Below are 16415 nucleotides of genomic sequence, written 5' to 3' on the forward strand. Positions count from 1 at the left end.
TTGGTCGAGACCAAACCATACAATTATCAATAAGCAGACAACCTCTTGAACTGACTAAATCTTTCCTGTATAATAAAAACGGTGAATATTATGAAAAAACATAAAATAACAGCGTTGTTTATCGCGCTTATAATTATTATCAGCCTGAGCGCTTGTATGAGCGCAGGGGATGGGGAAACGACCGCAGAATTTACTACCGAGCCCTGGCAGACAACTCAGCCGACTACCGTTCAGCCTACGACTGCACAGCCGGCGACCGTTCAGCCGACTACCGCTGTTCCCACAACAATCCCCGAGCCGACCAAACCGCCGTTCAATCCTTACGAGACGGACAATGAGTACGACATCAGCCCGGACTGGTTTAAGCTTCACGACGGCACGGATTACGGCACGCTGATTGAGAACGTGGAGTACTATTCGGCCACGGCGGACGACTACAAGCGCTGTAATGTTCTTCTTCCGCCCGGCTACAGCAACAAGAAAAAGTACCCTGTTTTGTATATGATTCACGGCTGGGGAGCGGACTACACCGCGCACGTTTTTGACGGCTCATATCTGCATATGCTCTACGGAAATCTTCTTCGTGAAAAGCGGTGCGAGCCGATGATAATTGTCGGGGTTGATATGTACACCGCGCATCAGGACGAGAAAAACGAGGACGACGGCTGGCATATGCGCTACTCCTACGACAAGGTTGCCGATGACATTCCGGTTGACCTTATGCCGTATATTAAGGAGCATTATTCGGTCGATGAGGAAAGGCTCAGCACCGCGGTCGCAGGCGTTTCCGAGGGCGGAGCGCGTTCGCTTTGCACAGGCTTTAAGCGCCCCGAAAAGTTCGGCTATATCGCGTCAATCGCGCCCGACGGCAACGCGGTTGTGATGACCGAAAACTATATGAACAGCTACTGGACAGTGCCGTATTTTGAGAACGGCTTTCCCGTTCCGAGCGACGAAAACAAGCCGAAGTACGTATACCTCGCGGTAGGCTCGAAGGACCCGTGGAATATCTCATTTACCGCTCAGTACAGCGATATTTTCAGCGGTATGGGAGTTGCAAATCAGCACGATTACGTAGAGGGTTACGGCCACGACTCCGAGTTTTGGGGAGTGTGTATGTACAACTTTTTGCAGAAAATCTTTAAATAGAGTTTAGAGTTGAGAGTTTAGAGTTTAATTAATTAGAGGAAACGTTCATACTGTAAATAAAAACGGCTGTTGACATTTCTGCCAACAGCCTGTTTTGTTATGTAGTTTAATTTTAATCAGCTCGCGAAGCGAATTTAGCTTGCCGAAGGCAAATTTAGCTCAATTACTCTATCGGCTCAAAGTCAGCTACACCGTGCTTGCACAGCGGACAGATGAAGTCCTCGGGTAAATCCTCGCCTTCATAAATATATCCGCAAACCTTGCATACCCAGCCCTTTTTGCCGTCGGTTTCGGGCTTGGGCTTAACGTTGTTCTGGTAGTAGGTATAGGTCATAGTCTCCTTGTCGGAGAGCACTCTTGCCTCGGTAACCTCGCAGATGAACATTCCGTGAGTGTCGAGGTCAACATACTGCTCTACCTTAAGCGACATAAACGAGTTGATGTAGTGGGGGAGGAAAACAAGTCCGTTGTCGCTCTTAAGCGGCTGGCAGTCCTTGAACTTGTCGGTGTTTCTTCCGCTCCGGAAGCCGAAGTTTTCAAACACGCTGAACGGAGCGTCTACCGACAGGCAGTTAACGTTCATCTTGCCTGTTTCCTGAATTACGTGGTGCGAGTAGTTTTGCTTGTTAATGCAAACGGCGATGCGGTTGGGAGAGTTTGTTACCTGGGTAACGGTGTTAACGATAAGTCCGTTGTCCTTTTTGCCGTCGTTCGAGGTAACAACATACAGACCGTAGCCGATGTTGAACAGAGCGGTGAGGTCGTTTTTGTTCGCGGTGTCAGCGTTCTGAGCCATATAGTCCTTGCAAAGCTCGTCGGCAAGCGCTTCAAGCTGAGCGGTGCTCTCGTCGTTAAGAGCGGACATGATCTTAACCGTGTTGTCGGTAAAGGTGATGTTCTTGCAGCCCTCTAACATTTTTCTCATAGTCTTGGCCGCAAGCGGAGCCCAGGAGCCGTTCTCGATAAGACCGATTGTCTTGTTCTGGAAGTTGCGCTCGGTGAGGTGGTTGATGAATTCGCGCATAAAGGGGAAAATTTCTGCGTTATATGTAGTTGTCGCGAGTACGATTCTGCCGTAGCGGAAAGCGTCCTCAACGCACTCTGCCATATCCTCGCGCGCAAGGTCGTTAACAACAACCTTGGGGCAGCCCTTTGACTTGAGCATATCGGCAAGCTTCATAACAGCTTTTTTGGTGTTGCCGTAAACCGAGGTGTAGGCAATCATAATGCCGTCGGTCTCGGTGGAGTAGGACGACCATGTGTTGTACAGTCCGATGTAGTAGCCGAGGTTCTCGGTGAGAACAGGGCCGTGGAGCGGACAGATAATCTGAATGTCGAGGTTAGCTGCCTTTTTGAGCAGGTTCTGAACCTGAGCGCCGTACTTGCCTACAATGCCGATGTAGTAACGTCTTGCCTCGCAAGCCCAGTCGTCCTCAACGCCTGCAGCCTTTTTAATAAAGCTTGAAATTCCGTTGTCAACAGCGCCGAACTTTCCGAAGCCGTCGGCAGAGAAAAGAACCTTGTCGGTGCTGTCGTAGGTAACCATTACCTCAGGCCAGTGAACCATAGGAGCGGCTACAAAGTTGAGCACGTGCTTGCCGAGCTCAAGGGTGTCGCCTTCCTTAATTACAATCTGTCTGTCCTCAAAGTCTGTGCCAAAGAAGTTTTTCATCATCACAAAAGCCTTTGCGGAAGATACAATCTTTGCGTTGGGATATAAATCCATAAAGTTCTTGATGTTTGCGCTGTGGTCGGGCTCCATGTGCTGAACAACAAGATAGTCGGGCTTTCTCTCACCGAGAGTCATCTCGAGCTTTGAAAGCCACTCGTTCTTAAAGTTGCGGTCTACGGTGTCCATAACCGCAATCTTCTGGTCGAGGATAACATAAGAGTTGTAAGCCATACCCTCGGGTACAACATACTGACCCTCGAACAAATCAATTTTGTGGTCGTTAACGCCGATATACTTAATATCATTGGTAATTTGCATTGAAATTTCCTCCTTGTATTTTAGGATTTTTATTAACATTTTTATTATAGCAAAAGTCAAGGGGTTAATCAAGCCCTTTTTAGAGTTTAATGTTTAGAGTTTTGAGGTGTTGTCCAAATCTTTGATTTGGGTAACAACACCCATGCGTTAGCTAGAGTTTAATTATTTATAGGAAACGTTCGTTATAAATTTAAAGGCTCCCCCATCGCGTAAGCTATGGGAAATTCCCCTGTTAGGGGAAATGTCACGAAGTGACAAAAGGGTTGCCGTTTTCGCCAGAAAAAGCTGTCAGCTTTAGCTGACTGAGGGGGCGGCGTATGTGCCAACGCGATTTATCCGTTGCATTTCATAACGTGTCGTTTGCGGAAACGTCTGCCCCCTCCGTCATTTTGCAAGCAAAATGCCACCTCCCCCGTTTTTTTGAACGGGGGAGGCTTTTTATCGGGCGGACACACGGGTGATTCCCCTATCAGGGGAAATGTCACGAAGTGACAAAAGGGTTGCCGTTGTGCTAAGAACGCCCCTACTATTAAACTCTCAACTCTCAACTCTAAACACTAAACTCTTAACTCTCTGAAATGATTTTTCTGATTTCTTCCTCTGCCTGCTTAACCTCGTCATAAAACGCGCTTGACGGTACTCTCAGCGCGCCGTTGCCCAATATTATAAGCTGTTCCATTCCGTCCGAGGTCACTACGCGGACTTTGTTGTTTTTTGCAAGCTTGTACGACGCCTTTTCTATGTACATATCGGCGGTCTCGGCTTCCTTGGTGTAGACGATTGTAATGCCGTTTACCTTTTCAATCTCGCGGTTGCCGGGCACGCGGTACGCGTCGAATACCAAAATCAACTCGCATTTGCGGTAGCCCTGAAAGTTGCAGAGAATATTTATCAGCGCGTTCCTCGCGGTGTCAATGCTTCCCTCGCTGAGCTTTTTGAGGTTCTCCCACGAGAAAATCACGTTGTAGCCGTCAACGAGCACATACTCCGTGCCGTCAAGCTTCGGCGGTTTTTTGTACGCCTTTGACTTCTGCGGAATGTTTTCCGCTTTAAAATGCCGCTTAACCGCGCTTTGCTTTGACTTGCTCGCACTGCCGTAGGTCTGCTCAAAAATCCTGACAAGCTCCTTGTCGAGAGCAAAGATGTCCTTTTCGTTTTTGTAGCGGTCAAGCGTGTGAGTTTCAACCGCGCTGTAGGTGACTTCCTCAGCCTTCGCGGTGCTTTCAAGAGCGGACGGCAGGTGCATGTATCCGCGCACCTTGTCCCACTTTACGTTATGCCCTGCGCCGTGAGAGCAGAAAACCGAGTCGCAGGGATTGTCGGTGTCAGCCTCGGGATTGTAGCCGAACTCCGCGATAATCTCATCGGCGTTATGGCAAGGCTCGTAGCCCTTTAGCGAACAGCTCAGCCTGCCCCTGCCCTTTGAGTAGCCGTTTAGCTCGCGCGTGTAACCGCGCATTTCGGAAGCAGGCGCTGTGCCTGTCAGTATCACCGTATCGCCCTGCTGTTCGGGAGGGTTGATTGTTCCGCTCATACGCTGAATATCCGTCATCGCCCTGCCGACACATTCATTCGGAAGTTCCAAAGTGAAGTCGTAAACAGGCTCGAGCAGTACGCTTTCGGCAGTCATTAAGCCCTGACGGACGGCTCTGTATGTAGCTTGGCGGAAGTCGCCGCCCTCGGTGTGCTTTGCGTGAGCCCTGCCCGATACAAGCGAAATTTCCATATCCGTAACCGGAGAGCCCGTCAGCACTCCGACGTGAGTTTTTTCGTACAAATGGGTGAGGATAAGCCTTTGCCAGTTTTTGTCAAGGCTGTCCTCGCGGCAGTCGGATTTGAACACCAAACCGCTTCCGCTTTTGAGCGGCTTTAATATCAGGTGAACCTCGGCGTAGTGGCGCAGGGGTTCAAAATGTCCCACGCCCTCGACGGTGTTTTTTATCGTTTCTTTATAAATTATATTTCCTTTACCGAAATTTACTTCAAACCCAAAGCGCTCCTGTATTATGCTCTGCAAAACCTCGAGCTGAATTTCGCCCATCAGCTGAACAAGGATTTCTCCGCGTTCGCTGAGCACTACGTTTAAGGTCGGATCCTCATTTTCGAGCATTTTCATTTTCTGCATCGCGGTGTGCGCGTCAATGCCATCGGGGAGTTCAAGGCGGTAGGTCAGCACAGGCTCCAAAAACGGTTGAGTTGCGCTTTTTTCAATTCCCAAGCCGTCGCCCGGGCGCGCAAAGTAAATGCCCGTAACCGCGCAGACTGTGCCTGCCTCGGCACGGTCGGTTTGGGTGAATTTATCGCCCGAGTAAATGCGGATTTGCCCGACCTTTTCGCCGTCAACATTCTTTTCGCTTTTTAGAACCTCGCGGACATTCAGCGCTCCGCCCGTGACCTTGATAAACGTCAGCCGTGCGCCCTTGCTGTCCTCGGAAATTTTATACACCTTCGCGCCGAATTCCTCAGGGTATTCGGGCTGTTCGGCGTAGCGGTCAAGGCAGTTCATAAACTGCTCTACGCCGTCAAGCTTCAGCGCCGAGCCAAACATACACGGAAAGATTTTGCGCCTTTTTATCTCGCGCGAAATGCTCTCCGTGCTCAGCTTTCCGCTGTCGTAATACTCGTTTAACAGCTCGTCGGAGCACAGCGCGGCGTTTTCATAAAACTGCTCGGTGTCGGGGCTTTCAAAATCGACGCAGTTGTCGCTGAGCTTTTGCTTTAATTGCTTTAAAACCTCGTCCTTATCCGCGCCGTCCAAGTCCATTTTGTTGACGAAGATAAAGCACGGCACATTGTACTTTTTCAGCAGCTTCCAGAGCGTTTGAGTGTGGCTTTGAACGCCGTCTGTTCCGCTGATGACAAGCACCGCATAGTCGAGCACCCTGAGTGCGCGTTCCGTCTCGGCGGAAAAATCTACGTGTCCCGGGGTATCGAGCAGGTAAAATTCGGTGTTGCCGAAGGGGAACACCGCCTGCTTTGAGAATATTGTAATTCCGCGCGAGCGTTCGAGCGCGAACGTGTCGAGGAATGAATTTTTGTGGTCAACCCTGCCGAGCCGCTGAATACTGCCCGAGCAGTAGAGCATAGCCTCGGACAGGGTGGTTTTGCCGGAATCCACGTGCGCGAGAATTCCGAGAGTTATCTTTTTCTTCATTGTTTATCTCTGTATTTACAGTTTGCCGAACAGCCGTCACAGCAGCCGCTGCAGCCTTTGCCTTTTCTTTTTATAATCACAATCACCGCGATAATCACAACAACGGCAATTGCCGCGATAATCAAAATGTCAAAAATATTCATTTAACCGCCTGTAATCAATATCATAATCAGGTGAGCAATGCTCGCGGCAATCCACGCGATAAAGCACTGCCACACCACTACTCCCAGCGACCAGCGCACTCCGAGCTCGCGCTTGATTGCGGCGATTGAAGCCACACAGGGGGTGTACAGGAGCGAGAAAACGAGCATTGAAACCGCCGAGGCGGAATTGAGCACTGTACCGACGTTGCTGCCGAACAGCACGTTGAAGGTAGAAACAACGCTCTCCTTCGCCATAAATCCGCTTATCAGCGAGGTGCAAATCCGCCAGTCTCCCAAGCCGAGGGGGTTCATCACGGGCACGAGAAGTCCCGAAAATTTCGCCAGTATGCTCTCGCCCGGGTCGCTCACGAGCCTGAACCGCAAATCAAAGCTCTGCAACAGCCAAATTACAATTGTCGCGATTAAAATTACCGTGAACGCCCTTGAAAGGAAGTCCTTAGCCTTTTCCCACAAAAGCTGCGATACGTTGCGTACACCGGGCAGTCGGTAGTTTGGCAGCTCCATTACGAACGGCACCGCGCCGCCCTTGAACAGCGTGCTTTTGAAAATCAGCGCCATTCCGATTCCGATTAAAATTCCGAGAATGTACAAGCCGAGCATAATCAGCCACTTGTATTTCGGAAAAAATGCGTCTACAAAAAACGCATATATCGGCATTTTTGCCGAACAGCTCATAAACGGCGTGAGCAAAATCGTCATTTTTCTGTCGCGCTCACTCGGCAGGGTTCGGGTTGACATAACCGCAGGAACGGTACAGCCGAAGCCGATTAACATCGGCACAATGCTCCTGCCCGATAGTCCGATTTTTCGCAGAGCCTTGTCCATAAAAAAAGCCACACGCGCGATATATCCGCTGTCCTCGAGCAGTGACAGGAACAAAAACAGCGTCACGATTATCGGCAAAAAGCTCAGCACGCTTCCCACGCCCTTGAAAATTCCTTCGATTACAAGCCCGTGGATTACGTCGTTTACGCCTGCGCTTGTCAGCGCGGAGTCAACAACGCTTGTCAGATTGTCAACGCCCAAGCCGAGCAGCTTTTGCAAATTTCCGCCGATTACGCTGAACGTCAGGAAAAACACCAAGCCCATAATCAAAATGAACATCGGCACGGCGGTGTATTTGCCGGTCAGGATTTTGTCGATTTTCTCCGAACGCAGGCTTTCCCTGCTCACGCTCGGCTTGGTCACAGCCGCGGAGCATACCCTCTCGATAAACCCGAAGCGCATATCCGCAATCGCCGCCGAGCGGTCAAGTCCGCGTTCCTTTTCCATCTGCAAAACAATGTGCTCTATCATTTCAAGCTCGTTTTGCTCGAGCTTAAGCGCCTTAATAATCAGCTCGTCGCCTTCAATCACCTTGCTCGCGGCAAAGCGCTGGGGGATACCTGCCTTCTTCGCGTGGTCCTCAATCAGGTGGCTTATTCCGTGCAGGCAGCGGTGAACCGCGCCGCCGTTATGGGATGAGTCGCAGTAGTCCTGCGGTACGGGCTTTTCCTGATAATGAGCGATGTGCACGGCGTGGCGCACAAGCTCGTCAACGCCCTCGTTCTTTGCTGCGGAAATCGGCACTACAGGCACGCCGAGCCGCAGCTCCATCTCGTTTACGTCGATTGAACCGCCGTTTGAGGTCAGCTCGTCCATCATATTGAGCGCTACTACCATCGGCACGTCCATCTCGAGCAGCTGCATCGTCAGGTACAGGTTGCGCTCGATGTTTGTTGAGTCCACAATATTTATAATCGCCTTTGGCTTTTCTTCAAGCACAAAGTTGCGCGATACGATTTCCTCGCTCGAATACGGCGACATCGAGTAAATTCCCGGCAGGTCGGTAACAAGCGTATCGGGATGACCTTTAATTACGCCGTCCTTGCGGTCTACGGTAACTCCCGGGAAGTTGCCGACGTGCTGGTTAGCTCCGGTCAGCTGGTTGAACAAAGTTGTCTTTCCGCAGTTTTGGTTGCCGACAAGCGCAAAGGTGAGCTGAGTGCCGTCGGGGAGAGGATTTTCGCTGCCTTTTTCGTGGAACCTTCCGCCTTCGCCAAGTCCCGGGTGAGCGGCTTTTTTATGCTTCTTTTTAGGCTTTGGAGCCTCCGCCTTTTTATCGACAGGCTCAACCTCGATTTTATCCGCGTCGTCAATTCTGAGCGTGAGCTTGTAGCCGTGAATTAACAGCTCCACAGGGTCTCCCAAGGGAGCGTACTTTACCACGGTGATCTCCGCGCCGGGGATAACGCCCATATCCAAAAAATGCTGTCTTAAAGCGCCCTCGCCGTTTAGCTTTACAACGCGCGCGGTCTGCCCGATTTTTATATTTTTTAACGTCGTCATGTCCTATCTTCCTCAAATATTAGTTCAGGCTAATTTTACCATACTTTAGGGGGATAATCAAGTTAATAGTTTAATCATAAAATTGACTTTCAGTCCGGTTTATGCTATAATGTCACCATCAAACAACAAGCGAGGTGAGTTGCGTGACCAGCAGCGACAGTTACGGTCCCGGAGGGCGAATTCGACAGTGCAAAATACCGCGGAACGTTCGGCTGTGCGCCGCGTAACCGCTTATTTGTATTGCCGTTTATCCCTCTGAATTTCAGGGGGATTTTTTGTGTCCGAACCGTTTCTATCATAATTTCGATAACGGAGGGAAGTTATGGCAAAGGAAAAAAATATTAACGACAACACTCTTGTTCAGACCGAAAAACCCGACTATGAGAGCGAGATTATCCGCGTAATCAAGGGCAATTATTCGCCAAAGGCGGCTCTTGAAAAGTTGGGGGACTACCACGGAAGCGACATCGCTCAGGCGATGGACAGCCTTACGCTCCAGGAGCGCAAAAAGCTGTACCGAATTTTAGGCGCGGATATGCTGTCCGACGCGCTCGAAAGGCTCGACGAAAGCGAAGCCGGCGCGTATCTAAACGAGATGGACTTGAAAAAGGCGGCAAAGGTTGTGTCGAACCTTGAAACCGACGCCGCGGCGGATATATTAATGGAAATCGGCAAGGAAAAGCGGCTGCTGATTATCGAGGAGCTCAACCCCGAGGTCAAGAAGGACATCAGACTTATCGCGTCGTTCGACGACGACGAAATCGGCAGCAAGATGACCACCAACTGCATTGTTATCCGCGAGAATTTGAGCGTTAAAGAGGCGATGAGGGAGCTTGTCGCCCAGGCAAAGAAGAACGACAATATCTCAACCCTTTTCGTCACCGACGAAAACGAGGAATACTACGGCGCGATTGACCTTAAAGACTTAATCACTGCCGACAGCGGTGTTCCTTTGGAGGATTTAATCGTGACGTCGTTCCCGTACGTTTACGCGCACGAGAGCATTGACGACTGTATCGAAAAGCTGAAGGACTACTCCGAGGCTTCAATCCCCGTGCTTGACAACTCAAATTCGCTGCTTGGCGTAATCACCGCCCAAAGCCTGATTGAGGTTGTTGACGACGAGATGGGCGAGGACTATGCAAGGCTGGCAGGTCTTACCGCGGAGGAGGATTTAAAAGAACCTCTGCTTATGAGTATCCGCAAGCGCCTGCCGTGGCTGATTGCGTTGCTCGGTCTCGGCATTATAGTCTCGGCGGTTGTCGGCTCATTCGAGAAGGTAGTGGCTCAGCTCACGCTGATTATGGCGTTCCAGTCGCTGATTTTGGATATGGCAGGTAACGTCGGAACTCAGTCGCTCGCGGTGACGATCCGTGTGCTGACCGATGAAAATTTGAGCTTCTCGCAGAAGTTCAGGCTCGTTATAAAGGAAACGAGAGTAGGTATTTTTAACGGACTTATCCTCGGCGTAATTTCCGTTTTGTTCGTAGGGCTTTATATTATGTTTATCAAGCACCACGACGCCGGATTTTCATTTGCCGTGTCGGGCTGTATCGGCTTTGCGCTGCTCGTTGCAATGGCAGTGTCAAGCGCGGTCGGAACGCTCATTCCGCTGCTCTTTAAAAAGATTAAGGTCGACCCTGCGGTGGCTTCGGGCCCGTTGATTACAACCGTAAACGACCTTGTGGCGGTTGTAACCTACTACGGACTTAGCTGGATTTTGCTGATAAATATGCTGCACTTGGGATAGAGTTTAGAGTTGAGAGTTTAGAGTTTAATTATTAAGAGGAAACGTTTGATTAAAGATTTAAAGCCTCCCCCGTCGCAAAGCTACGGGAAATTCCCCTGTTAGGGGAAATGTCACGAAGTGACAAAAGGGTTGCCGTTTTCGCCAGAAAAAGGTGGCATTTCGCTTTGCGAAATGACGGAGGGGGCGGATTACCCTTTAACGCCACGTTTTTAATATCAACAGAAACGTATAATAAATACCAATTTTTAATTTTCGTATTGCCAAAAACATATTTATATGATATTATAATTTTGAGGTAGTCAATACCTTAAGAGCTCAAACCACGCCGCCTTGAACAAAGGCCTTCTATAAGCAGGCGGCGGGGTTTGAGGTTTCTTTTTTTAAATTAAAAATAATCGAACGCACTTTCGAAAATTCTGTTGATTTTTAAAAATATATGTGGTAAAATAACCTTAGTAAATTTTTGTGGGGAATGGCTTATGGCACATGAAAAAATAATCGTTAAGGGTGCAAAGGAGCACAACCTTAAAAATATTAATGTTGAAATTCCGCGCAACGAGCTTGTCGTTATCACCGGACTGTCCGGCTCGGGCAAAAGCTCGCTCGCGTTCGATACAATTTATGCCGAAGGTCAGCGCAGGTATGTTGAGAGCCTGTCGAGCTACGCCAGAATGTTTCTCGGACAGATGGACAAGCCGAATGTCGAGAGCATCGAGGGCTTGTCGCCGGCAATCTCAATCGACCAAAAGACCACCTCGAAAAATCCGCGCTCTACCGTCGGCACGGTTACCGAGATTTACGACTATCTGCGTCTGCTCTACGCGCGTATCGGCGTGCCTCACTGCACCGTCTGCGGCAGGGAAATCCGCCAGCAGACCGTCGATCAGATTGTGGACAAAATCACCGAGTACCCCGACGGCACTAAAATTCAGGTTATGTCGCCGGTAGTCCGCGGGCGTAAGGGCGAGCATGCAAAGGTGCTCGACAGCGCTCGAAAGTCGGGCTTTGTGCGCGTTCGCGTTGACGGAATTGTCTACGATTTGCAGGAGAAAATTCCTATAGAGAAAAATAAAAAGCATAATATCGAGGTCGTAATCGACCGCCTTGTCATCAAGCCCGAGATTGGCTCGCGCCTTTCCGACAGCATTGAGACCGCTTCAAAGCTGAGCGGCGGACTTGTTATGGTCAACTTTGACGGCGGCGAGGACGTCACCTTCTCGCAAAAGTACGCCTGCCCCGAGCACGGCATCAGCATTGACGACCTCACACCGCGTATGTTCTCGTTCAACAACCCCTTCGGTGCGTGCCCAAAGTGCACGGGCTTGGGCGTTTTTTTGAAAATCAGCGAGGACAAAATAATTCCTGACAGGAATAAAAGTATCCGCGGCGGCGGAATTAAGGGCAGCGGCTGGGCGCTTGAGGGCAGCTCAATCGCGGCTATGTATATGGAAGCGCTTGCGCGCAGATACAAGTTCGGGCTCGACCAGCCGATTAAGGACATCCCCAAGGAAACGGTGGACAAAATCCTCTACGGCACAGGCGACGAGGAGCTGACTATCGAGCGCAAATCCGCCTATGGAAGCGGCACCTACAAGCAGCCGTTTGAGGGCATTATCAACAACCTCGACCGCCGTTACCGCGAGACGTCAAGCAACTGGATTAAGGACGAAATCCGCACATATATGACCGAAATCCCCTGCGACGAGTGTATGGGCGAGAGGCTCAGCAAGGAAAGCCTTGCCGTTACCGTCGGCGGAATTAATATATCCGACCTCTGCAAAAAGAGCGTTGTTGACGCGCTCGAGTTCATCCAAAATCTTGAACTGAGCGAAAAGGAAAAAATCATCGGCGCCGAGATTATCAAGGAGATTATCGAGCGCCTGAACTTCCTCAAAAGCGTAGGACTTAGCTACCTCACGCTGTCACGAAGCTCGGGCACGCTTTCGGGCGGAGAAAGCCAGCGAATCCGCCTTGCAACGCAAATCGGAAGCTCACTGATGGGCGTGCTTTATATTCTCGACGAGCCGAGTATCGGACTTCACCAGCGCGACAATGAAAAGCTGCTCAATACCCTAAAGCGCCTGCGCGACCTCGGCAACACGGTTATCGTGGTTGAGCACGACGAGGAAACTATGTACGCCGCCGACTGCATTGTTGACGTAGGACCGGGCGCCGGAATTCACGGCGGCGAGATTGTCTGCACCGGCACGGTTGACGACATCAAGGCGTGTGAGCAGAGCGTTACAGGTCAGTATTTATCGGGCAAGCGGAGCGTTCCCGTGCCCGAAAAGCGACGCAAGGGCAACGGAAAATATCTTGAAATTATCGGCGCTTCTCAAAATAATCTTAAGAATATAAACGTTAAAATTCCGCTCGGAGAGCTTGTCTGCGTAACCGGCGTTTCGGGCTCGGGCAAAAGCTCACTTATCAACGAGGTGCTATACAAAACCCTCGCACGCGAGCTTAACCGCGCAAAGACCACCTCGGGCGCTCACAAGGAGATAAAGGGCATTGAAAACCTCGACAAGGTTATCGAGATTGACCAAAGCCCAATCGGCAGAACTCCGCGTTCAAATCCTGCGACCTACACAGGTCTGTTTACCGATATTCGCGCGCTTTTCGCGACAACCAACGACGCAAAAATGCGCGGCTTTACCCAGAGCAGATTTTCATTCAACGTAAAGGGCGGCAGGTGCGAGGCTTGTCAGGGCGACGGCATTATCAAGATTGAAATGCACTTCCTCTCCGACGTTTACGTGCCGTGCGAGGTCTGCAAGGGCAAGCGCTATAACCGCGAAACTCTCGAGGTTAAGTACAAGGGCAAGAACATAAACGACGTGCTCGAGATGACCGTTGAGGAAGCTATGGACTTCTTCTCGAACATCCCGAAGCTTTACCGCAAGCTCAAAACCTTCTTTGACGTAGGGCTGGGCTATATCAAGCTCGGTCAGCCTGCCACAACGCTTTCGGGCGGCGAGGCTCAGCGCGTTAAGCTCGCGACAGAGCTCTCAAAGCGCAGTACCGGCAAGACGATTTATATTCTCGACGAGCCGACCACAGGTCTGCATATCGCGGACGTTCACAGGCTTGTTGACGTATTGCAGCTGCTTGTTGACGGCGGAAACACGGTTGTTGTAATCGAGCACAACCTCGACTTAATCAAGACCGCCGACCATATTATCGACCTCGGACCGGAGGGAGGAGATATGGGCGGAAAGGTAATCGCCAAGGGCACTCCCGAGCAGGTGGCAAGGTCAAAAACGTCCTTTACGGGCGAATACCTGAAACCACTGCTGGGGAAGGAATAAGTAATAAGGAATAAGGAAGGCTCCCCCGTCGCGTAAGCAGTGGAGGAGCCTCTGACTGTAGAAAAAGTCCAAACGCGATTAATTCACGTCAATATTTGACATAATCGTAGGGGCGCACCCGCGTGTGCGCCCGGGACAGGAAGTTCTACGTTTCCATGGCGGATATGGTTAGATAGGAAAAAGCAGCTCGGGCGGACACATGGGTCCGCCCCTACAGCATAACCTAATAATTTGCCATTTTCTTTATAAAATATCGTTTTTCGACAAACTGAGGCTCCCCCGTTGCGTAAGCAGCGGAGGAGCCGAAAATTTTATTCAAATTTTTTGTTATAAGTAATTAAACTCTAAACTCTAAACACTAAACTCTGCACAAAAATTCCTTCAACGCGCTGTAGCGCTTTGTCTGGCGGTTGTTGTTTACCATCAGCTCAACCGTCTGCGGATTTCCGACGAGAATTAAGGTCTTTTTCGCCCTTGTTACCGCCGTGTAGAGCAGGTTGCGGTAATAAAGCTGCGGAGGGCCGGGGAACATCGGGATAATCACCGCGTCAAACTCGTTGCCCTGACTTTTATGAACCGTCACGGCGTAGGCAAAGTCGAGGTCGGAAGCCGCCTCAAAGCTAAGCTTCGCGGTTTTGTCGTAAAACGCGATTACAAGCGACTTTGTCCTGCGGTCAATGCTCCGGATAATGCCGATGTCACCGTTAAATATTCCGTCGCCAATCTCGCCGTTGTCCTTCTCCCAGCGGATGTCGTAGTTGTTTTTAATCTGCATAACCTTGTCGCCGACTCTGAACACGCGCGAGCCGATTGTTACCTCAGCCTTGCCGTCGGCTTTCGGGTTGAGCTTGGATTGAAGCTTGTGGTTGAGCTCCGCCGTGCCCAATTCGCCCTTCTTCGAGGGGCAGAGCACCTGTATGTTTTCAAACGCCGAGTAGCCGTACGCCTTGGGCAGGCGGTTAACGCAAAGGTCGGTAATAACGTCCGTAACCTCGGATTTAATATTCCTTTTTAGAAAAAAGAAATCCTTATCCGTCGCGTTAAGCAAAGGCATTTCGCCCTTTACAATGCGGTGCGCGTTGGTGACTATTAGGCTCTGCTGCGCCTGACGGAAAATCTCGTTAAGCCTGATGACCGGCACAGCCTTGCTGTCAATCAAATCGCCGAGCACATTGCCTGCGCCTACCGACGGAAGCTGGTCGCTGTCGCCTACAAGTATCAGCCTGCATCCGAGCGGAAGCGCCCTTGTCAGGCTGTCGAAAATCGCGGAGTCCACCATCGACACCTCATCAACAATCAGCGCGTCACATTTAAGCTGATTGCGCTCGTTTTTGCCGAAAATCGGGTTGTCGCGCTTGTCCCAGCTTACTTCGAGCAGTCTGTGCAAGGTCTTTGCCTCAAAGCCCGTCACCTCGCTCATACGCTGAGCCGCCCTGCCTGTAGGAGCAGCCAAAAGTACCTTGTGGCCGCGGCTGTGCAAAATCCTGATAATCGCGTTGAGCGTGGTTGTTTTACCTGTTCCGGGGCCGCCGGTGAGCACGGTTATTCCGCAGGTCAGCGCGGTGGTTATTGCCTGCTTTTGCAAGTCGGCGTATTCAATTTCAAGCTCGCTTTCGCAAACGGAAATCGCGTCGTCAAGCTGCGTTATTTTATCGGCAGGAAAGCCCAAAAGCAGCTTGATCCTCGAAGCGCTGTTGAGCTCGGTGTCATACATTTTCGGCGTGAATATAAACTCCTTGCCGTCGATGCTTTCTTTAATCAAGCTGCGGTCAAACACCATTTTGTCAAGGATTTCTTCGAGCGGCTCCGCTTCGATTTTCAAAAATCCTGAGGTCGTCTGAACCAGCTTTTCCCTCGGCAGGCAGGTGTGACCGTTGCCCTGATTGTGCTTTAGCACATAGACAAGTCCCGCGCGGATTCTCAGCTCGCTGTCGGGCTCAAACGACTCCTTTTTCGCGATGAAATCGGCGCTTTCAAAGCTAACGCCGAACTCGGGATCGCAGAGTATGTACGGGTTTTGCTTAATCTGCTCAACGCTCCGTCCGCCGTATACGTTGAAGATTTTTACCGCCGAGGTGTTCGAAATTCCGTACTCGCCCAAAAACAGCATAAGCGCTCTTATTCCGGCATTTGCCTTTAGCTGTTCGGAAAATTCAACCGCCTTTTTCGGAGTAATTCCCCTCAGCCTTGCCACCCTTTCCGGCTCGTTTTCCATTACATCGAGCGCGGCGTCTCCGAACTCCTCAACCAGCCTTTTCGCGGTTGAAGGTCCGATACCCTTGATTGCTCCCGAGGAGAGATAACGCAGAATATCCGCCGCCTGAGAAGGCCGCTCGACCTCGCAGGTTTTTACGGAAAACTGCCTGCCGTAGCTGCGGTGATTGGTAAAATAACCGAGCAAATTCACGTTGTCGCCGGCGTTAACCTGCGGCATTGAGCCGACCGCGGTTATGTAATCGTCGCCGCCGATAATTTCGAGCACGGTGTAGCCGTTTTCCTCGTTTCTGTATACAATATTTTCTACCGTTCCCTGCAAACGGAGCAATTCCTGATTGTCCATAATATTTCCTTA

At 50.6% G+C, this 16415-nt stretch carries 8 protein-coding genes; 3 read left to right on the forward strand and 5 right to left on the reverse strand.

Features of this window, described 5'->3' with window-relative positions; all coding sequences use genetic code 11:
* The first annotated feature begins 90 nt into the window (after nt 1-90).
* Nucleotides 91-1149 carry an alpha/beta hydrolase gene (locus AB1I50_RS11255; RefSeq protein ID WP_407724093.1) on the forward strand — a complete coding sequence of 353 codons (1059 nt, stop codon included), beginning with the start codon at nt 91-93 and terminating at the stop codon, nt 1147-1149.
* A 163-nt stretch (nt 1150-1312) separates the two neighbouring features.
* Here the strand turns inward: AB1I50_RS11255 and AB1I50_RS11260 are convergent, their stop codons facing one another.
* From AB1I50_RS11260 to feoB, 4 genes are all read right to left on the reverse strand, one after another.
* The gene (locus AB1I50_RS11260; protein ID WP_407724094.1) at nt 1313-3139 is read right to left on the reverse strand and encodes a flavin reductase; all 1827 of its coding nucleotides are present in this window, start codon (nt 3137-3139) and stop codon (nt 1313-1315) included.
* Nucleotides 3140-3704: 565 nt separating this feature from the next.
* The gene (locus AB1I50_RS11265; protein WP_407724095.1) at nt 3705-6293 is read right to left on the reverse strand and encodes an NYN domain-containing protein; all 2589 of its coding nucleotides are present in this window, start codon (nt 6291-6293) and stop codon (nt 3705-3707) included.
* Complete coding sequence (locus tag AB1I50_RS11270) at nt 6290-6436, reverse strand: FeoB-associated Cys-rich membrane protein (protein ID WP_407724096.1); 147 nt, start codon at nt 6434-6436, stop codon at nt 6290-6292. The genes AB1I50_RS11265 and AB1I50_RS11270 overlap by 4 nt, the downstream gene beginning before the upstream one ends.
* Nucleotides 6437-8785: a ferrous iron transport protein B gene (gene feoB / locus AB1I50_RS11275; RefSeq protein WP_407724097.1), complete on the reverse strand. Its 2349-nt coding sequence runs from the start codon at nt 8783-8785 to the stop codon at nt 6437-6439.
* Nucleotides 8786-9107: 322 nt separating this feature from the next.
* Here feoB and mgtE point away from each other — a divergent pair, with 322 nt between their 5' ends.
* Both mgtE and uvrA read left to right on the forward strand, forming a co-directional pair.
* A complete protein-coding gene (gene mgtE / locus AB1I50_RS11280) occupies nt 9108-10535 on the forward strand; it encodes a magnesium transporter (protein ID WP_407724098.1) in 1428 nt (475 codons plus the stop codon).
* A 479-nt stretch (nt 10536-11014) separates the two neighbouring features.
* On the forward strand, nt 11015-13843 hold the full coding sequence (gene uvrA, locus AB1I50_RS11285; protein ID WP_407724099.1) for an excinuclease ABC subunit UvrA: 2829 nt from the start codon (nt 11015-11017) through the stop codon (nt 13841-13843).
* A 358-nt stretch (nt 13844-14201) separates the two neighbouring features.
* Here the strand turns inward: uvrA and AB1I50_RS11290 are convergent, their stop codons facing one another.
* Nucleotides 14202-16403, reverse strand: coding sequence for an SF1B family DNA helicase RecD2 (locus AB1I50_RS11290; RefSeq protein ID WP_407724100.1), 2202 nt, complete (start codon nt 16401-16403; stop codon nt 14202-14204).
* Between the last annotated feature and the right edge of the window lie 12 nt (nt 16404-16415).

This window comes from Ruminococcus sp. NATIVEDY161, from assembly GCF_045819895.1.
Lineage (GTDB): Bacteria > Bacillota > Clostridia > Oscillospirales > Acutalibacteraceae > Ruminococcoides.